19 protein-coding genes and 1 pseudogene are annotated in these 17,702 nt (G+C 56.9%); 13 read left to right on the plus strand and 7 right to left on the minus strand.

All coding sequences use genetic code 11. The features are described from left to right. Positions 1 to 18: 18 nt before the first annotated feature. Together B0D71_RS24145 and B0D71_RS24150 are read right to left on the minus strand one after the other, a co-directional pair. Positions 19 to 975 (minus strand): putative 2-dehydropantoate 2-reductase, encoded by a 957-nt coding sequence (locus B0D71_RS24145; protein WP_103396949.1) that lies wholly within the window; start codon positions 973 to 975, stop codon positions 19 to 21. Then, on the minus strand, positions 972 to 1,358 hold the full coding sequence (locus B0D71_RS24150) for a thioredoxin family protein (RefSeq protein ID WP_103396950.1): 387 nt from the start codon (positions 1,356 to 1,358) through the stop codon (positions 972 to 974). Before B0D71_RS24150 ends, B0D71_RS24145 begins: the two co-directional genes overlap by 4 nt. Here B0D71_RS24150 and B0D71_RS24155 point away from each other — a divergent pair. Then, on the plus strand, positions 1,357 to 1,800 hold the full coding sequence (locus tag B0D71_RS24155) for a PilZ domain-containing protein (RefSeq protein ID WP_103396951.1): 444 nt from the start codon (positions 1,357 to 1,359) through the stop codon (positions 1,798 to 1,800). The two genes, B0D71_RS24150 and B0D71_RS24155, sit on opposite strands and share 2 nt — an antisense overlap. A gap of 187 nt (positions 1,801 to 1,987) precedes the next feature. After that, positions 1,988 to 3,064 carry a 3-deoxy-7-phosphoheptulonate synthase gene (locus B0D71_RS24160; RefSeq protein ID WP_103396952.1) on the plus strand — a complete coding sequence of 359 codons (1,077 nt, stop codon included), beginning with the start codon at positions 1,988 to 1,990 and terminating at the stop codon, positions 3,062 to 3,064. An 85-nt stretch (positions 3,065 to 3,149) separates the two neighbouring features. Here the strand turns inward: B0D71_RS24160 and B0D71_RS24165 are convergent, their stop codons facing one another. Then, positions 3,150 to 3,437, minus strand: a complete 288-nt coding sequence (locus B0D71_RS24165) for a GNAT family N-acetyltransferase (protein ID WP_007973562.1) — start codon at positions 3,435 to 3,437, stop codon at positions 3,150 to 3,152. A gap of 640 nt (positions 3,438 to 4,077) precedes the next feature. Between B0D71_RS24165 and oprI the strand changes: the two genes are divergently transcribed. After that, the gene (gene oprI, locus B0D71_RS24170) at positions 4,078 to 4,329 is read left to right on the plus strand and encodes an outer membrane lipoprotei OprI (RefSeq protein WP_003199355.1); all 252 of its coding nucleotides are present in this window, start codon (positions 4,078 to 4,080) and stop codon (positions 4,327 to 4,329) included. Positions 4,330 to 4,452: 123 nt separating this feature from the next. On the opposite strand, the gene B0D71_RS24175 is transcribed toward oprI, so the two are convergent. The 3 genes and pseudogenes from B0D71_RS24175 to B0D71_RS24185 all read right to left on the minus strand — a co-directional run. Further along, entirely contained in the window at positions 4,453 to 5,427 is a 975-nt protein-coding gene (locus B0D71_RS24175; RefSeq protein WP_103396953.1) for a L,D-transpeptidase family protein, read from the minus strand. Between the two features lie 267 nt (positions 5,428 to 5,694). After that, positions 5,695 to 5,988: a hypothetical protein gene (locus B0D71_RS24180; RefSeq protein ID WP_003226812.1), complete on the minus strand. Its 294-nt coding sequence runs from the start codon at positions 5,986 to 5,988 to the stop codon at positions 5,695 to 5,697. 56 nt (positions 5,989 to 6,044) lie between these two features. Beyond that, positions 6,045 to 6,332, minus strand: a pseudogene (locus B0D71_RS24185) (SGNH/GDSL hydrolase family protein); the annotation flags it as partial. A gap of 46 nt (positions 6,333 to 6,378) precedes the next feature. On the opposite strand from B0D71_RS24185, the gene B0D71_RS24190 reads away from it, so the two are divergent. The 8 genes from B0D71_RS24190 to B0D71_RS24225 all read left to right on the plus strand — a co-directional run bounded on the left by B0D71_RS24190 (position 6,379) and on the right by B0D71_RS24225 (position 13,529). Next, entirely contained in the window at positions 6,379 to 7,830 is a 1,452-nt protein-coding gene (locus B0D71_RS24190) for a tyrosine-type recombinase/integrase (protein WP_103396954.1), read from the plus strand. 213 nt (positions 7,831 to 8,043) lie between these two features. Next, a complete protein-coding gene (gene hxsA2 / locus B0D71_RS32450) occupies positions 8,044 to 8,328 on the plus strand; it encodes a His-Xaa-Ser repeat protein HxsA2 (RefSeq protein ID WP_103396955.1) in 285 nt (94 codons plus the stop codon). Beyond that, entirely contained in the window at positions 8,328 to 8,630 is a 303-nt protein-coding gene (gene hxsD / locus B0D71_RS24200) for a His-Xaa-Ser system protein HxsD (protein WP_103396956.1), read from the plus strand. Before hxsA2 ends, hxsD begins: the two co-directional genes overlap by 1 nt. Next, positions 8,623 to 10,080, plus strand: a complete 1,458-nt coding sequence (gene hxsB / locus B0D71_RS24205) for a His-Xaa-Ser system radical SAM maturase HxsB (RefSeq protein WP_103396957.1) — start codon at positions 8,623 to 8,625, stop codon at positions 10,078 to 10,080. The genes hxsD and hxsB overlap by 8 nt, the downstream gene beginning before the upstream one ends. Beyond that, the gene (gene hxsC / locus B0D71_RS24210; protein ID WP_103397090.1) at positions 10,074 to 11,237 is read left to right on the plus strand and encodes a His-Xaa-Ser system radical SAM maturase HxsC; all 1,164 of its coding nucleotides are present in this window, start codon (positions 10,074 to 10,076) and stop codon (positions 11,235 to 11,237) included. The genes hxsB and hxsC overlap by 7 nt, the downstream gene beginning before the upstream one ends. A 493-nt stretch (positions 11,238 to 11,730) precedes the next feature. Beyond that, a complete protein-coding gene (locus tag B0D71_RS24215) occupies positions 11,731 to 12,348 on the plus strand; it encodes a hypothetical protein (RefSeq protein ID WP_103396958.1) in 618 nt (205 codons plus the stop codon). Between the two features lie 43 nt (positions 12,349 to 12,391). Next, positions 12,392 to 12,604 (plus strand): hypothetical protein, encoded by a 213-nt coding sequence (locus B0D71_RS24220; RefSeq protein WP_103396959.1) that lies wholly within the window; start codon positions 12,392 to 12,394, stop codon positions 12,602 to 12,604. A 46-nt stretch (positions 12,605 to 12,650) separates the two neighbouring features. Beyond that, positions 12,651 to 13,529 carry a hypothetical protein gene (locus tag B0D71_RS24225; protein ID WP_205886036.1) on the plus strand — a complete coding sequence of 293 codons (879 nt, stop codon included), beginning with the start codon at positions 12,651 to 12,653 and terminating at the stop codon, positions 13,527 to 13,529. A 342-nt stretch (positions 13,530 to 13,871) separates the two neighbouring features. On the opposite strand, the gene B0D71_RS24230 is transcribed toward B0D71_RS24225, so the two are convergent. Beyond that, positions 13,872 to 14,477, minus strand: coding sequence for an arylesterase (locus tag B0D71_RS24230; protein WP_103396960.1), 606 nt, complete (start codon positions 14,475 to 14,477; stop codon positions 13,872 to 13,874). A gap of 10 nt (positions 14,478 to 14,487) precedes the next feature. Between B0D71_RS24230 and B0D71_RS24235 the strand changes: the two genes are divergently transcribed. Both B0D71_RS24235 and B0D71_RS24240 read left to right on the plus strand, forming a co-directional pair. Beyond that, positions 14,488 to 15,171 (plus strand): ABC transporter ATP-binding protein, encoded by a 684-nt coding sequence (locus B0D71_RS24235; protein ID WP_103396961.1) that lies wholly within the window; start codon positions 14,488 to 14,490, stop codon positions 15,169 to 15,171. Next, positions 15,171 to 17,675 (plus strand): ABC transporter permease, encoded by a 2,505-nt coding sequence (locus B0D71_RS24240; RefSeq protein ID WP_103396962.1) that lies wholly within the window; start codon positions 15,171 to 15,173, stop codon positions 17,673 to 17,675. Before B0D71_RS24235 ends, B0D71_RS24240 begins: the two co-directional genes overlap by 1 nt. Positions 17,676 to 17,702 lie beyond the last annotated feature (27 nt).

Genomic DNA, 17,702 nt, shown 5'->3' on the forward strand with positions numbered 1-17,702 from the left:
CCCCTCAGGTAGGTCGACTCAGGTGTTGCGTCGATCAATGAAACTCAAGCTACGATACAAGGCCTCGATGCGCGGCATTTCATATCTCGCAGCCTTGGCTGCCGCCAGTGGCCGGGCGTAGATCGCGGTCAGTTCCAGCGGCCGCTTGTGCAGGAAGTCGTGATACATGCTCGGCCAGTAGTCGGGCATTTTTTCGGTCACCATGAACAAGTGCTCGGCATACCCTGCCGGCACGTCATGCCCACAGGCAATAGCGCCTTGCACCACTTCAGCCATCAGCGCCTTGATCAGCTCGCGGCTGTCGGCATCGGCCATCAACGGTGTGGTGCTCGCCCCCAGCAAAACCGAGAGACCGTTGTAAGGGATATTCCAGACCAGTTTTTGCCAGCGCGCCTGATGCAAATTCGCCATCGCCTGGGAGTCGAGGCCCGCGCTGCGGAACAGGCCGACACCTTCTTCGACAATCGCAGCGCGTGTCGGTCCATCGACGGCGGGACCGCTGTGATAACCGACATGCACCGCGCCCAGCGCCTGATGGGTGATGACGCCCGGCGCCTCGCGATGGACGCAGATGTAGCAGAGCCCGCCGAGCACATGCAGCGAATCGGGGAGCAACTCACGCAGGCTGTCTTCGACGTCCAGGCCGTTTTGCAACAACAGCACCTTGGCGTTCGGTGCCGCCGCTTGCAGGATCGCGGGTGCCAGGTCGGCATTGCTGGTGGTTTTCGCGCCCACCAGCAGCCAGTCGCAGGGCGGCATGTCTTCAGCGTTCGAGTACGCCTGCACCGGATTCAACTTCAGCGCACCGTGGGGCGCGCTATAGACTTGCAACCCGTGCTCGGCCACGGCGGAAAACTCGCTGCGCAGCAGAAAGTGCACATCAAAACCGGCACGCGCCAGCATCACCCCGTAGAAACCGCCGATCGCACCGGTCCCGATAATGCCGATTGTCGGCCTGGCAACTGTCCCCATCATGGCAACTCCTCTGCTGTTCGACTCAGCGCCTGGCGCACGGCCCGATTGAGCTCGGTGTCGGTCAGGCGCGATTTCAGTGCTCCGAAGAATTCGCCGTCGCGAACGACAAACAGCGTCGGCAAGTGAAAGACCTGATAACGCTCGACCACCCCGCCGTTGTTGCCGGCATCGATCCAGCACAGTCGATCGATTGCCAGGTCGAGTGTCGGCAATTGCTCGCGGGCAAAACGGCAACTGGCGCAGCCGACACTGGTGAAAACAACCAGTGATACGCCGCTCATCGCCAGCAGCCGTTGGTCGGCGTCAAAATCGGTTAGTTCCAATTCGACCACTATACTGGGGGAAACAATGTCAGATGGCCGACACATGGAGTCTGTGTTCATGGGACGTTTTATTCCTCACCCTGACGATGTGCCCGTCGAATTAACGTTGCTGAAACCTGATTGTATTTCGCGACGACAGCTGCACACTATCAGCCTCGGTGGCATGGCTTGCAATTATCACCGCGCATGGCGCCACGGCACTGCGCTGGAAGTACGCATGCCGACCGTGAACCCGGATATGCGCTTTCTAGGCTATGTGGCCTGGTGCCTGCGGCGCAAACGCGGTTATCTGGTGGGCATCGCCTTCGTTGATGAACAAACGCTGTTCAGCGCCCGAATGGGCGAGCAGGTGTGCCAGATCGAACGCTACTGCCGCCTGCACGAGACCCACGACGACTTGCAGGACATCCAGGCCCTGGCCCTCGAATGGGTTCAGGAGCATGCCGACGAGTTCTCTCACGAAACGGTGCAGAAGGCTTTTGCCGAGTCTGTGCCCGATTAGCGGCATTCCCGTCGGCTTTAACGCTCACGATGGGGAAACTCACTGCGAATGGCCGTTAAACCGGTGTCTGCCCATTGTCGAGCCACGGTGTAACGCGCTAAGGTTCGGCTCCCCGACGCGCTTAATTTGCTGTGCTCCGCCGCGCGGGTTCGCTGGCGGCCGGCACCCGTGACCTGACGAGTAAACGATGGCTGATTTACCGATCAACGACCTAAACGTCGCCTCCAACGAGACACTGATCACTCCTGATCAGCTCAAGCGCGATATTCCCCTGAGCGACGCCGCACTGCGCACCGTCACCAAGGGCCGCGAAGTCATTCGCAACATTCTGGATGGCACCGACCACCGCCTGTTCGTCGTCATCGGGCCTTGCTCGATCCACGACATCAAGGCCGCCCACGAGTATGCCGAGCGCCTGAAGGTTCTCGCTGCCGAAGTGTCCGATACCCTGTATCTGGTCATGCGCGTGTATTTCGAGAAGCCACGTACCACCGTCGGCTGGAAAGGCCTGATCAACGACCCGTACCTGGACGACTCGTTCAAGATCCAGGACGGCTTGCACATCGGTCGCCAGCTGCTGCTGGACCTGGCCGAAAAAGGCCTGCCAACCGCCACCGAGGCCCTCGACCCGATCTCCCCGCAATACCTGCAGGACCTGATCAGTTGGTCGGCCATTGGTGCTCGAACCACCGAATCCCAGACTCACCGTGAAATGGCGTCCGGCCTGTCCTCGGCCGTCGGCTTCAAGAACGGCACCGATGGCGGCCTGACCGTGGCGATCAACGCCCTGCAGTCGGTTTCCAGCCCGCACCGCTTCCTGGGCATCAACCAGGAAGGTGGCGTGTCGATCGTGACCACCAAGGGCAATGCGTACGGCCACGTGGTGCTGCGTGGCGGCAACGGCAAGCCGAACTACGATTCGGTCAGCGTTGCGCTCTGCGAGCAGGCGCTGAACAAGGCGAAGATCAAGCCGAACATCATGGTCGATTGCAGCCACGCCAACTCCAACAAGGATCCGGCCCTGCAACCGCTGGTGATGGAAAACGTCGCCAACCAGATCCTCGAAGGCAACAAGTCGATCATCGGCCTGATGGTTGAAAGCCACCTGAACTGGGGTGCCCAGTCGATCCCGAAAGACCTCGCCGACCTGCAATACGGCGTATCGATCACAGACGCCTGCATCGACTGGACCGCAACCGAAAACACCTTGCGCAGCATGCACGCCAAGCTCAAGGATGTGCTGCCTAAACGCGATCGCAGCTGATCACCTGATTGGCCGCATAAAAAGCGCACATAAAAAAACGCCGGGCTAAACCCGGCGTTTTTTTATGCGTTCGTTTTATCGAAGGTCACTGACTCAGCTTGGCCGCATGCCGCTGGTGACGCTCCATGTAGCGCTCGACGTAGGAGCACGATGGAATGACGGTGTAGCCCATTTCGTCAGCGTACTCCAGCGCCTTCTCGGTCAAGGCTGCCGCAATACCGCGACCACGCAATGCATTGGGCACGAAGGTGCGATAGATATCCAGGGTCTGCTTCCCCAGATCCATATAGGTCAGATAGGCACGATGACCGTCCACATTGGTCTCGAACTGATGACCAGCCTGGTCATGGTGGATGGACAACGCCTCGCTCATCACTACTCCTCGCGGGTCTGGAATTCCGACCCCTACCTTACCGATGTTTTTCCGGCGAAGGAACATCTACGCCACCCCGTGCCTGAATGGACACCGAGAAGAGCTGCACCGATCTCGCGCTACCGAGCACGTACAAATAGTAGGCACCATTGACAGAAATGCTCAAGGTGCGCTCGTCATCATGCAGGTTGGCGGGTGCTGCTCCGGATCACGCAGGAATGGCTCGACCGAAGATCACTCCGGGTCGATAGCCTGAACATTGCCGGATGTTGAGACTTAAGACGAGCGCCCGTTGTTAAAGTCACCTGAACATCGAGAAAGATATTGAGAGGTGCTACGCAAAAGCCGAACAAAAGTGTAGACGAATCCATATAGGCGGACATTAGCCAGACTGGGAAGAAGAGCGCTGCGCCGAAGGAACTTTTTTTCGTGAGCTCGCTCAGCCACGGGCCTTGCAGCTGGATACTTTTTAATCAGTTCAGTTAAAAGTTGCTCGAAAAAGAATCAACGCCTACAATTTTTTTTGCTTCTTGCGTCACGTCAGTTTTACTTACTACAAGTAATGGGTAGTATGTACGCCGGCTATTTCCTCAATCGGAGGAGATAGCTACTTAATAGAAAGTCCTTGAAGGGGAACACGATGAACAACGTTCTGAAATTCTCTGCTCTGGCTCTGGCCGCAGTTCTGGCTACCGGTTGCAGCAGCGCATCGAAAGAAACCGAAGCACGTCTGACCGCTACTGAAGACGCAGCTGCTCGCTCCCAGGCTCGTGCAGACGAAGCTTACCGTAAAGCTGATGAAGCTCTGGCTGCTGCTCAAAAAGCACAACAGACTGCTGACGAAGCTAACGAGCGTGCTCTGCGCATGCTGGACAAAGCTAGCCGCAAGTAATAGTCCTTCGGGATTGTTATCAAGCCGATCCATTTTTTGGGTCGGCTTTTTTATTGCCCGGCGTTTCTCCAGGCAGTAAAAAACCCGTCGACGCGGTCTGCGTCGACGGGCTCTTTGCAAATGTTACTGCATCGGGTCGATCGGGGTGCTCGACACCATCGGTGCGACGCCGTTGCTCGGCACAGCGATTTCAACCGGCAGGCCGTCTTCAGCGGCGACCACATCACGCACCACATCCCAGTTCATGCGCAGGTTGTTGGTGATGTCTTCACGCTTGAGCATCGCATTGATGACCGCAGTGTGCTTGTCGACCACCGACGGGTTGCCCTTGTCGTCCAGCGGCGTATGCGCCTCCAGATAGACCTTGCCGCCACTGATGCCAAACTTGTACGGGTCGTTGATGATCCGTACCGACGTACCGACCGGCACCATGCCTGCCATTTCCAGCACGTTGTTGTTGAACATGCGGAAGCAGCCGTGGCTGGTGCGCATGCCAATACCGAACTTCTTGTTCGAACCGTGGATCAGGTAACCCGGTGTGCCCAGGGTGAACTTGAACGGCCCCAGAGGGTTGTCAGGGCCGGCCGGCACAACGTTTGGCAGCGGATCACCGTCTGCTGCGTGCTCGGCCTTGATCGACGCCGGAGGCGTCCAGGTCGGGTTAGGTGTCTTGGCGGTGATGCTGGTGTGAGCAATCGGCGAGCCCCAGCCTTCCCGACCGATACCCAGCGGGAACGTGTACACCACGTTCTTGCCTTTCGGATAGTAGTAGAGGCGGTACTCGGCCAGGTTGATCACAATGCCTTCACGCGGGCCTGGCGGCAGGATGAAGCGGGTTGGCAGGATGATTTCAGTGCCGGCGCCCGGCAACCAGGCATCGACACCCGGGTTGGCCGCGACCATTTCCGTGTAGCCCAGATCGTAGGCGGTACCAAGGTCGGCGAAGGTGTCTTCGTATTTGGCCTTGATCACCTGCACCTGGCCGATGATGTCTTCACCGGGTGGCGGCAGGGGAAACTCCAATGCTGCAACGGGGCCAGCCACAAAAAGGGCGGCAAGAGTCAGGCAGCGGGTGACGGCAGGAAAGCGCGGCAACATCCGGAAAATCCTTCGCATGATCAACTGAGGGTATAAGAACGCGATTGTACACCGCTGTCCGTTATTTCGGGGAGAGCGCCCGATTGCAGGCATTACAAGGTGATTTTCGATTGTCCTCGATCCCGTGTGAGAGCGAGCCTGCTCGCGAAGACTGCTTGTTGGGCGAGGTATTTTTTGCTGCTGTAAAGATCCGCTTCTGCAGCAACGGATATGTACACGATCAAAAAAAGACAAGCCGGCTCTCAAGCTGCCTGGATTCCCGACAGATCAAAGCTCAAAGCGCAGTTCCGGCCATATCGGCGAAGTACCGCGCTTCTGCGATTCAAGAATGGCCCGACACAACGAACACAACCGCTGATCCTGAAACACCCGGCGATCAACACTCGACCAGCGCGGTTGCGCCGGCAACAGACTGCCACACAAGGTACGGTCCGCCGAGCCACCCAGTTCCAGTTGACGGGTCACCAGATGCACCCGCACTTCCTGGCAGGCGAACAGATCCAGCTGTTCGTCAGGCTCGATCAGTTGGTAGGCAAATAGTGACCAGGCGGGACGCGGCATCGGGGGCTCCAAATCGGGGGCGCCACCTTAGCCGAAAGCCTGCTTCTAGAAAAGTGTCATAACAGCGGTTTTAGAGTAGGCCAGACATTTTCCAGCAACTTGTCCTGAGCCCCGGCCGCCGGGTGTATGCCGTCGGCCTGCATCAAGTCCGGATGGCCGCCCACGCCGTCGAGGAAAAACGGCACCAGCGGGATCTTTTTCTCGTCGGCCAGGTTGCTGTAGACCTCGGCGAAGGCCTTTGTGTAGCGAACGCCATAATTGGGTGGCAGCTGCATGCCGAGCAACAACACCTTGGCACCGCTGGCCCGGGAGCTGTCGATCATCGAGGCAAGATTTTGTTGCAATCCCGACCTGAGGACAGGAACCCAATAAACTCAAGGGTTCCGACTAATGACTACCACTCAGCATCCTCAAAGTGGGACAAACCTGTTACAAACCGCCCTCGCCAAGCCGTACCACTATCGTCGGTCTGGTCGCTATTACCTTCGGCTCCGACCTCAAGGCAGCACTAAGGGCTTCTTCACGCTATCGCTCAGGACCACCGACAAGGCCACCGCAATGACCATCTCCCAAGAAATCCTCCAGACCCTCAAGGCGTACCACTTCGACAACCCTGAGGCCACTTGGGACGAACTCCGTGAGCGTCTAATAGACATCGCTGAGTCCTACCTGACGATGGCCCATGGGGATAGCTCGCTGGTGGCCTATGAGATGATCCACGATGAACACCATGTCGCCCTACGTGAGGCCAGCGCCAAGCTACCGCTGAGCGTCAATCAGCAAAGGGCTGTGAGCAAGGCATTGGAGATCCTTGAGGCCGCTCAAGAGCGCTTGGAGGGCAGGCCGGGGAAGCTGGTCGATATCGTTAGGGACCTGAAAGGCGAATCTTGTGGCACGCCAACTCCCCTGCCTGCGTCTCTATCTGTATTCCCGTCCGGAGGCCCCCTAACGTGGGACTACCTGTCCAACCAGTACCTGACCGAACACAGCGTCAACATCAAGGAGACAACCAAGGCGAGCATGTTGGTCAACTACAAGGCCATCAAGGGCGCCTTTGAGGAAACCGGATTGACTGACCTCAGGACCCACAATCGGGACCACATGGTGGCAATCAGGACGGCCTTGCTGGTGGGTCGTCAACACTCAACCGTGAACAACATCCTCACCAAAATGATGACCGTCATGGACTGGGCCGTGAACAACGACTACCTGACCAAGGCCTACACCTCGAATCTCAAGTTGACCAAGGGGACCGATAGCAAACGTGAAGGCTTCAGCAAGGATCAAGTAGTCGCCCTCATGAACCATTCGGCAGAACTGCCAGCCGACTCATGGGAACGCTGGGGCCTATCCCTTTTGGCAATCACTGGGGCTCGTGTTGGGGAGATCGCATATTTGACCAAGAAGGACATCAAGCAGGTCGATGGCCTCTGGTGCATTCACATCAATGAAGATGGTCCCAACAAGTCAATCAAGAACAAGCACAGTGACCGGACCATTCCCCTGATCGACGGCGCATTCAGCACGTTTGACCTGAAGGAGTTCCTCAAGGCTGTCGAAGCGGGCGCCCTACCCTCTGACCATGGCGTCAACCCAGTGAAGGCCAGCAAAAACCTTGGCATTCTCATGAAGACAATCCTCGGGGAGACCCGTGAGGAAACCCAGACACTTCACTCACTGAGGCACTTCATGGCGTCCTCGCTGCAAGCTGAAGGGGTTGCTGTGGCTTACGCTCAGGCCATCACTGGGCACTCATCGCGCACCGTCACCTTCGGGACCTATGGTTCAGCCATACCTGTAGGGAAGCTCGCGGAGGAACTGACCAAGGTGCTCAAATCGTAGCTTGAGGGGTGAGCCAGCGAGATATTGATAGCGACATTCTTTCCAGAGCACTCGGCTTATAGCCTATTGCTTTAAGCAAGCCAAAACTGAGAAGAGTGTCTGCTGTCGGGTTATGGATGAGTAAATAGCCATCAGTCGATTCCACATTGACATCATGGATATGCGTCAGCGAGACTCACCGCAAACCCCCAAAAGCGATAGGGATATCCCGTGATGAAAAAACGCTCCTTTCTCGTACCGATGGCCACTCTCGCTGCTGCGGTAGCTACCGAACAAGCTTCAGCGGTAGCCACCCATGAAGTTATCGAACCCAGCACCGAGACTACGAACACATTCCAAGCTGAAGCCCCGAGCGAAAACCTTTCAGTTCGCGGTGGCAATGATCAGTTCGCTTTTGTTCTCAAGCGCGGGGACCAAGGGCAGTTGATGGCTTACCACACCTCCCACAGCTCCCATGCTTCGCACTCCTCGCACTCCTCTCACACTTCAGGCTCCTGATGGCTTACTCACATAAGCTCGTTTTTGATGAGCGGCTCTACGAGGCACCGGTTTTGCAGAAAGCCGCTTATCGTTCGATGAATGCCCTGACGGTTGATATCGCAACCGATGAGGGGCAATTTATCTGCGCCTTGTCCTCGAATATCGGCGTTGACGAGTCGTCCTTCCTATCTGCCGTTCAAGAATTCAAGAAGGATGTGCTCGACTACCAATTGCGCCACCAACTGAGCACTGAGACGCAGCCGATCAAAAATTTGATCCTTGGACTGGCCTTTTCAAAAACCGGGCTGATTAGTGAGTAAATTCCAAAAGCTTGAGCTATACGCGCAGCAACGTCCTTACGAGTTGCTGCCCTTCAAGTTTGACCGCCTGAATGACGACGAGTACGTCATCACCAACATGGCAGGCGAGTTTCACGTCATACCATCGCAGTTACTTGAGCCGATCATTAGCAAGACGCTTCCACTCTCATCAGAGCTGATCCCTACGCTCCGGTCCAAGCAATTCATTCGCTTCACCAATGAGCAAGCGCCACTACAGCTCTTGGCGCTCAAAATACGCACGCGGCTGTCCAGGCTGGCCCAGTTCACGAATCTACATATCTTTGTGGTGACCCTTCGCTGTGACCACAGCTGTCCGTACTGCCAGGTATCAAGGCAGTCGGAAAGCAAAGGCGAATTCGACATGACCACGGAAATGGCAGACAAGTCGTTGGATTTCGTTTTTAAGTCACCGAATCCGGCGATCAAAATTGAATTTCAGGGTGGCGAACCACTGCTGAACTTCGAGATGGTGAGGTATGTTGTTCTTGAGGCAAAAAAGCGCAACCTCAAGGAAAGGCGAGACCTACGGTTCGTCATCGCGACCACACTGTCGCTCCTGACCGATGACATGCTCGAATTCTGTAAGCACCACAACATTGTGCTTTCATCTTCGCTGGACGGGCCAATGGATCTGCATAATGCAAATCGCCCACGGCCAGGCCGAGATAGTCACCAGCGTTTCGAGGAAGGCTTGAAAAAGGCCCGTGCAGCCCTCGGCTATGACCAAGTGTCAGCCTTAATGACAACTACAGATAAGAGCCTGCCACGCGCACGTGGCATCATTGATGAATATTTGCGCTTGGGCTTTGATGGCATTTTCTTGCGTACGCTCTCGCCTTACGGCTTTGCGATCAAGACCAAGAAATTCATGTCGTATGACACGGAGCGCTGGCTGGAATTTTACAAGGAAGGTCTTGAGTACATCATCGAGCTGAACAAGTCCGGCATACGATTTGTAGAGCAGTACTCCTCGATTGTGCTGACGAAGATGCTGACATCAGAGGACCCTGGGTTTGTTGATTTGATGAACCCTGCCGGTGCTGGCATAGCAGCAATCGTGTTCAACTACGACGGTTCGATCTACGCCTCAGATGAAAGCCGAATGCTTGCCGAAATGGGTGATCATACGTTTCGGCTTGGCAACATTCTTGAGCAGTCCTATGAGGAAATCATCCTCTCTGATCAGCTTCTGGATGCACTGGAGAATTCGTTCACTTTAAGCGCCCCAATGTGCTCTGACTGTGCATTTGAGCCTTACTGCGGCGCCGAGCCCGTCTACCATCACGCCATCCATAAGGACGTGGTTGCAAGAAAACCTGAGTCTTCTTTTTGCAAGCGAAATATGGCGATTTTCAAGCATCTCATTGAGCTGATGGAAAGCGATGAGCAAACGAAACGGATTTTTATGGGATGGGCCAACCGATGCTGAAGCTTGGCGGAAAGATTATCCGTATCCACGCGGTTGATGTTCACAAGGACCTCACCCTGCTCAAGGTGGCGACCAGCCGGAATCTGCCTGAAGTTTTGCGACGAGAAATGGCCTATCTGGTTTCTGATCGCCAGATCCCCCGAGGATTCGCGCATTACCTTCTGCTTGAGAAACATCGTGAGTTGGTTGAGGTGCTGCCTTCCGATTCTGATTACTCTCTCCTACCGAATGACTACAGCTACATCGGTGATGGTGACATAGTCAGGCTTTCAGCAGATCGTCAGACTATTCGCGTACTATTTCGGGCATCGTCTCCGAACAACAGCATTCTGATCACTGAACAGTGCAATCATTACTGCCTAATGTGCTCACAACCTCCTAAGGCTGCTGATGATTCATGGCTGCTCGATGAAGCGGAAAATCTGATCCCGCTAATTCCAAAGAACACCCCAGAATTGGTCTTTACCGGCGGGGAGCCGACAACCAATCGCGAGCGTTTCCTTAAGATCATCAGCCTGACAAAAAGCTACCTGCCAAGAACTGCAATCCACATTCTCTCGAACGGGCGCAGCTTCAAGGACCCAGCGTTTGCTGAAAAGTATGCGCAGATTGAATTGCCCGACGCGATGATCGGCATCCCTGTCTACTCAGACGACCCAACACTGCATGACTACATCGTCCAGGCCCAAGGCGCATTCGATGAAACCATTCAGGGCATTCTCAATCTGAAGCGCTTGGGCCAGAAGGTTGAGATCCGAGTCGTCATTCACAAGCTATCGGTGCAGCGCCTACCTGAGCTGTGTGAGTTCATCGCACGTAATCTGCTGTTTGTTGACCATGTAGCGCTGATGGGCCTTGAGATGATGGGCTTCACCAGGGCTAATCTCGATGAGCTATGGATCGACCCAGTCGAGTACAAAGACACGCTCAGCAAATCGGTTGGTATTCTGGCCAAGTACGGCATGAATATCTCGGTCTATAACCATCAGCTGTGCTTGGTGAATCCGGATATCCAACCCTACTACCGCAAATCAATCAGCGACTGGAAGAATGAGTACGCGCCTGAGTGCCAGAGCTGCAAAAAACAGCGAGAATGCGGGGGCTTTTTCGCATCAGGTGTTAAATTCGGCTACAGCAAGCACCTAATCCCATTCTGACTTTGGTCTCAGATCATTAAACCGCACAGCGTCCTCGATGCAAGCAGCGGGCTTACCCGTAGCGTTCGCGCAGGCGCTTTTCGGGAATGCTTGACCGTTGAGGAGACCAGCGTAGCTGCTTCCAAAGTCCTGAGCTGACAGCCAGGAAAATCGACCTCGTGTAACTCTTGTCAGCCGACGATCCTCCCCCAGGCAATGCTGAGGGTGGGGGGGCGCAGCTGCATCTAACCTGCTCAATCTGACAGGCTTCGAAAAACCCTCACTATATCCATCGTTCCGAGCTTTACATGACCACCCAGCGCGGTCTTTCCTCCAATCACCCGAAAAATCGACCTCCTAAAACGCTTACCACACGACGATTCCACCTCAGGTAATGCGATGGGATGGGGTGCCGCTTGCACCTCTCATGCGGCCCCCTGCCGGGCTTGCAAAAACCCTCACTATTGGCAACAGGCACTCCCGCTTGTTGATCAGCCAACAGGAGGGGCCAGTCATGACCATCACGCTACTCACGCCCAACCAGCTTGGTGTCCTGGACCATCGAATTGCAGCCCGAGCCGATGCCCTAATTGCAGCTCGAACGGGGCGCATCCAGATCAAACCCAAGCCCAAGCCATCCAAAGAAATCCCCCCCAACAACCGAGGCAGACCGCCCAAGTCAATCGCCAATCCTTTCTATTTACTCATCGGTCCAACCACCAACTATGGTCGTTATCCCTTGTTCGCTATGGACATTTTTGAGGGCATCGCACGGCTGGACTGGCATGACCGGGGAACCAGTACTGGCGGGAAATCCATGCCGTTGTCAGTTCGGAATCTCGTGATCATCCTTGAGTACCTCGAAAAGGTGACGTCGGAATCTGTCTGCCAGACTTTGCGCATAGCGGAAAGACACGCACAAAGATACGTCAAGGCAATCGAACTAATCATCCCGCACATGATGAAGGCCAAGCCCAAATCGCTGATTCTCAACATGGAGGAAATCCACGAGCCCGGTAACCACGACTGGGAAGACGTCGACGAACTGACCCAGCCAAGCACCGATGAGTTAGCCAAGTTGCATCACGACCTTCGGACTTTGGGAGCGATTGAATTACCGCCGCATGTATAGAAGATAAACCTTTGGAGACCAGTTCGACCAATTTGAAGGATCCATGAGGACGTCCGGTAAGGAGGAAGGTTTTGATGAAGATCATCAGTGCTGGAACATCGAGATCATGGCTGTGATGGATGTGGTCACTAACGGCAAGGTTCCGGTCAAGCTGATCGCTGATGGTCTCCAGATCGAGGCTGTGGCCTTCCCGATGATTGCACGCATCACGCTGACCGCTTACCCAAAAGAGCCCCGTAAAGCCGACCCAACGTGAGATCGGTTGGAGCTAACTCAGCCCAAATCTGGGCCGGGTTCAATTAATGACCAACCTATTTGCCCGTCGCTGGGCAATCAACCAATCCAGTTCTTCTGATAGCGCCTTTCATGCCACGCCGGTTCCCTTTGTCGGGGTCTGGATGACCGGCTGTGGGTGCGATCTGAAGGGCGCTACCAAAAGGAAATCGACAATGGACATGAACAACACCACCGACACTCTGCTGCCTATCGCTATCGAGGGGCACACCTTCAAGCCAAACACTGATGGCCTGTGGAGCCTCAATGAGATCCATCAGACCTTGAGCCTTGCTGATGCTAAGCGACCGGGCCAATGGAACAACGAGATCCGAACTGCTCTCGACCATAGTGGAAATTTCCATCTTGCTCATGGTGGCGCTAATCCAGGCACTTGGGCAACCGAGGCCGGGACCATCGCTTACGCCATGTGGGTCTCACCTGACTTCTATCTGATGGTTGTTCATGCCTTCGTGACAATGCGCAACGACTCCATTCTGAGCGCCCGTATGGCTCTCCTCGCAGCCGCTGAGGCAGACACCAAGCTCGCAAAGGCCATCCCTAAGGTTGATCTCGTAGATCGCCGATTGGCCGGTAACGGTGTCCCTTGGAATGAAGCCTGTCGAATGGCTGGGGTGACCAAGCCTCAACTGGCTAAACAGTATCTGGTCCACATCCAACGCTTCATCTCCAAGGATCACCCGACCGAGTACAAGACGATCCTCAAGCCGTCCGCTACGGGATTCGCTGGGGGCTTCTTCAAGTCCTGCTCAGTGAGCTATGGCAATGACGATGGTTTCCGGGTCACTGCCAAGGGCCTTGCGTGGCTCCAAGGTAAGGCGCAGGAGATCAATACCGCTATCGCTGAGAGAGCCCGTAGAAAGGCCGCTGAGCGCCGCAAGAAATAACCTTAAGGAGAATCCCAATGGACGGCTACAGGCTGCCTATCTGGTCTGTGTGGCTGTCCATCTGGCCTTGTTGGGCGGTAACTACCGTCACCCGGCTGCATGGGCTTTTCAAGGGGCCTTAACGAGAAAATACAGAAAATCTGGGAATGACCTCCTCATTGCATCAACAGGCTCAGGTTCCCCCGTGCGCCCTCGCGCAGGCGCCATAGGGCCCCCTCGCAGGCAGGCGATAAGTACCCCTAAACGATGGGACAAAGGTGGGCCAAAGCTGTTACAAAAGCTCTGGACAGGCCCTGCGACGGCTCCCTACAATCGGGTCTTCCTGACCTCTCAGGGATTACTTCAAAGCAGCGGCTTCAGCATCGGCCACACGTTATCCAGTAGCCGAGACTGAGCTTCAGCAGTAGGGTGAATTCCATCACTCTGAACCATGGAAGGCACGCCACCTATGCCCTCCAGCAAGAAAGGCACCAAGGGAATGTCATTCTCTTTGGCTACTTTGGGGAACACTTCAGCGAAAGCAGTCGTGTAGCGAACACCGTAATTTGGCGGTAAGCGCATACCCAAAAGCAGCACCTTGGCCCCCGCCTCCTGCGATTGCTGGATCATCGAAGCAAGATTTTGTTGCAATTGAGTTGGCAGCAAGCCGCGCAGGCCGTCATTGCCACCCAGCTCAAGGATCACCACTTGCGGCTTATGCTCTGCAAGCAGCGTCGGCAGGCGCGCCTGGCCTCCAGCGCTGGTATCGCCACTGATGGACGCATTGATCACTTTATCGTCGAAACCTTCGCGCTTGAGCCGTTGCTCAAGCAGTGACACCCACCCCAACCGGGTATCCAGCCCGAAACCGGCGCTGATACTATCGCCAACGATCAGGACTGTACCCGCCGCTGCGTTTTGGGCCATGCACATCAAGGCCAGGCCAGCACTCAAAAACCAAACACGCATCGGACTCTCCATGGGCGCAAGCATTCTCATCGCGAAGGACCTTAGCAAAGTGGTTCCCAGCGCGGAAGGTGAACTGACCATCCTGCACCAACTCAGCCTGGAACTGAACCAGGGCGATAGCCTGGCCATCGTCGGCGCATCGGGTTCTGGCAAATCCACCCTGCTGGGCCTGCTCGCCGGCCTCGACCTGCCAAGCAGCGGCGAAGTCATTCTCGCCGGGCAAGGCCTGAGCAACCTCGATGAAGACCAGCGTGCGCGCATCCGTGCCGAGCACGTGGGTTTTGTGTTCCAGTCATTCCAGTTACTCGATAGCCTCAATGCCCTGGAAAACGTCATGCTGCCACTGGAGCTCGATGGCCGCAAAGACGCCCGCGAACGCGCCACAGAACTACTGCAACGTGTGGGGTTGGGCCAACGCCTGACTCACTCTCCGCGCCAGCTCTCCGGGGGCGAGCAACAACGCGTGGCGATTGCCCGCGCGTTCGCCGCCGAACCCGACGTGCTGTTCGCCGACGAACCGACCGGCAACCTCGACAGCCACACCGGCGAGCGCATCAGCGACTTGCTGTTCGACCTCAACAAGGAGCGCGGCACGACCCTGGTGCTAGTGACTCACGATGAACGCCTGGCCCATCGCTGCCGGCGCCTGATCCGTCTTGAAGCCGGCCTGCTGGTCGCCCCCCTGGAGCCTTGATGGCACGTCTGCCGCTGTTGCGCCTGTTCAGCCTCGCCATCCGCCAATTGCTGCGCGACGCCCGCGCCGGTGAATTGCGCGTGTTGTTTTTTGCCTTGCTGGTGGCCGTGGCCGCCAGCACCGCCATCGGCTACTTTGGCGCGCGCCTGAACGGCGCCATGATGCTGCGCGCCACCGAATTTCTCGGTGCCGACCTGCTGCTCGAAGGCAGTTCGCCTGCGCGCGCCGAACAGATAAGAAGCGGCGTCGAACTGGGACTGGAACATGCGCAGGTGGTGGAATTTTCCAGCGTCATTGCCACCGACAACGGCATCCAGTTATCCAGTATCAAGGCGACCGATGACACCTACCCGCTGCGCGGCGAACTGAAAAGCGCACCCGCCCCATTCGCCACAGAAACAGCTGGCGGCGGACCGAAACCCGGTGAAGCCTGGGTCGAGGCTCGCCTGCTGACGGCGCTGGACTTGAAGATTGGCGACAGCATCGACGTGGGCATGAAAACCCTGAAGCTGGCGCGAGTGCTGACGTATGAGCCCGACCGCGCCGGCAACTTCTATAGCCTGACGCCCCGCGTGCTGATCAACCTCAGCGACCTCTCGGCGACCGGCGTGGTGCAACCCGGCAGCCGGGTCAGCTATCGCGAACTCTGGCGCGGCAACGCCCAGGCGCTGGAAACCTATCGCCAACTGATCAAGCCTGGGCTTGCCGCCAACCAACGCTTGCAGGATGCCCGCGATGGCAATCGGCAAATCGGCGGTGCCCTTGGCAAGGCAGAGCGCTACTTGAACATGGCCAGTCTAGTGGCGGTGTTGCTGTCCGGCGTGGCGGTGGCGCTATCGGCGACCCGCTTCGCCACCCGCCGATTCGATGCAAGTGCCTTGCTGCGTTGCCTTGGGCTGTCACGCCGGGAAACCCTGCTGTTGTTCAGCCTGCAACTGACCGTGCTTGGTCTTCTGGCCAGCATCAGCGGCGCCCTCCTCGGCTGGCTCGCACAGCTGGGTTTGTTTGCCCTGCTGCATGACTTGTTGCCGACTGACGTGCCTCCGGGCGGGTTGTTTCCGGCCATTGCCGGGATCGGCACCGGACTGGTCGCGCTGGCCGGTTTCGCCTTGCCGCCGCTGGCGGCACTGGGCCGGGTTCCGCCATTACGTGTATTGCGTCGGGACATGCTACCGATCCCATCCAGCACCTGGATGGTCTACGGCGCAGCGCTGGGCGCCCTCGGCTTGATCATGTGGCGTCTGAGCCTGGACCTGGTACTGACCTTTGCCCTGCTTGGCGGCGGCGTAATTGCAGCGCTGGTGCTGGGCGGTTTGTTGCTGCTGCTGTTGAAGAGTCTGCGGCGCATGCTCGCACGTGCATCCCTGCCCTGGCGCCTGGGACTCGGCCAATTGCTGCGTCATCCGCTCGCTGCCGCGGGCCAGTCCCTGGCGTTTGGCCTGATTCTGCTGTCAATGGCGCTGATTGCGTTGCTGCGCGGCGAGTTGCTGGATACCTGGCAGAACCAATTGCCGAAAAATGCCCCCAATTACTTTGCCCTGAACATCCTCCCCGCGGATAAACAGTCCTTCACCGATCACCTGATCGCTGTGTCGGCGAAGTCGGCACCGTTATACCCGGTGGTGCCGGGGCGCCTGATCAGCATCAACGGTGATCCGGTGCAGCAAATCGTTACCAAAGAGTCGGCCGGTGATCGGGCAATCCAGCGCGACTTGAGCCTGACCTGGGCGGCGGACCTGCCGGCGGGCAACAAGCTCACGGCGGGCAATTGGTGGAACGATCAAACGCCAGACGATGTACCCGGCGTGTCGGTAGAAGGCAAGGTCGCCGAAAGCCTGAAACTCAAGCTTGGCGACCATATGGTTTTCAGCGTTGGCGGGGTCAATCGCGAGGCGAAAGTCACCAGCCTGCGGGAGATCAACTGGGACAACTTCCAGCCGAACTTCTTCATGATCTTCCAGCCCGGCACCCTGAAGGATCTGCCGGCGACTTACCTGACCAGTTTCTATCTGGCACCGGGTCATGACCAACAGATCGTCGACCTGTCCCGCACCTTCCCGGCAGTGACGATCCTGCAGGTCGAAGCCTTGCTGGAACAACTGCGCAGCATCCTCGCCCAAGTCACCCTGGCGGTGGAGTATGTGTTGTTGTTCGTATTGGCGGCGGGGATGGCGGTGCTGTTTTCCGGCCTGCAAGCGACGCTGGATGAACGCATTCGCCAGGGTGCGCTGCTGCGCGCACTGGGCGCAGAACGGCAATTGCTGGTCAAGGCGCGGCGGATCGAGTTCGGCTTGCTCGGCGCAGTCAGTGGTTTACTAGCGGCATTGGGATCGGAATTGGTGAGTCTGGTGCTCTACCGCTACGCCTTTGACCTGCCGTGGCATCCGCATCCATGGCTGTTGCTGCTGCCATTGGTGGGTGCCGTGCTGATCGGTGGAGCCGGGGTGTACGGCACCCGTCGGGCATTGAACGCAAGCCCGCTGACAGTCCTGCGCGAGGGTTGATAGACTCCAGCCGTCTCCTCCACAAGA

The sequence above is a fragment of the Pseudomonas laurylsulfativorans genome (genome assembly GCF_002906155.1).
GTDB lineage: Bacteria > Pseudomonadota > Gammaproteobacteria > Pseudomonadales > Pseudomonadaceae > Aquipseudomonas > Aquipseudomonas laurylsulfativorans.

Coding starts and splice junctions, on each gene's coding strand:
- B0D71_RS24145 (WP_103396949.1), bottom strand. CDS start 975: ATGATGGGGACAGTTGCCAGGCCGACAATCGGCATTATCGGGACCGGT.
- B0D71_RS24155 (WP_103396951.1), top strand. CDS start 1,357: ATGGGACGTTTTATTCCTCACCCTGACGATGTGCCCGTCGAATTAACG.
- B0D71_RS24150 (WP_103396950.1), bottom strand. CDS start 1,358: ATGAACACAGACTCCATGTGTCGGCCATCTGACATTGTTTCCCCCAGT.
- B0D71_RS24160 (WP_103396952.1), top strand. CDS start 1,988: ATGGCTGATTTACCGATCAACGACCTAAACGTCGCCTCCAACGAGACA.
- B0D71_RS24165 (WP_007973562.1), bottom strand. CDS start 3,437: ATGAGCGAGGCGTTGTCCATCCACCATGACCAGGCTGGTCATCAGTTC.
- oprI (WP_003199355.1), top strand. CDS start 4,078: ATGAACAACGTTCTGAAATTCTCTGCTCTGGCTCTGGCCGCAGTTCTG.
- B0D71_RS24175 (WP_103396953.1), bottom strand. CDS start 5,427: ATGTTGCCGCGCTTTCCTGCCGTCACCCGCTGCCTGACTCTTGCCGCC.
- B0D71_RS24180 (WP_003226812.1), bottom strand. CDS start 5,988: ATGCCGCGTCCCGCCTGGTCACTATTTGCCTACCAACTGATCGAGCCT.
- B0D71_RS24190 (WP_103396954.1), top strand. CDS start 6,379: ATGACTACCACTCAGCATCCTCAAAGTGGGACAAACCTGTTACAAACC.
- hxsA2 (WP_103396955.1), top strand. CDS start 8,044: ATGAAAAAACGCTCCTTTCTCGTACCGATGGCCACTCTCGCTGCTGCG.
- hxsD (WP_103396956.1), top strand. CDS start 8,328: ATGGCTTACTCACATAAGCTCGTTTTTGATGAGCGGCTCTACGAGGCA.
- hxsC (WP_103397090.1), top strand. CDS start 10,074: ATGCTGAAGCTTGGCGGAAAGATTATCCGTATCCACGCGGTTGATGTT.
- B0D71_RS24215 (WP_103396958.1), top strand. CDS start 11,731: ATGACCATCACGCTACTCACGCCCAACCAGCTTGGTGTCCTGGACCAT.
- B0D71_RS24220 (WP_103396959.1), top strand. CDS start 12,392: ATGAGGACGTCCGGTAAGGAGGAAGGTTTTGATGAAGATCATCAGTGC.
- B0D71_RS24225 (WP_205886036.1), top strand. CDS start 12,651: ATGACCAACCTATTTGCCCGTCGCTGGGCAATCAACCAATCCAGTTCT.
- B0D71_RS24230 (WP_103396960.1), bottom strand. CDS start 14,477: ATGCGTGTTTGGTTTTTGAGTGCTGGCCTGGCCTTGATGTGCATGGCC.
- B0D71_RS24235 (WP_103396961.1), top strand. CDS start 14,488: ATGGGCGCAAGCATTCTCATCGCGAAGGACCTTAGCAAAGTGGTTCCC.
- B0D71_RS24240 (WP_103396962.1), top strand. CDS start 15,171: ATGGCACGTCTGCCGCTGTTGCGCCTGTTCAGCCTCGCCATCCGCCAA.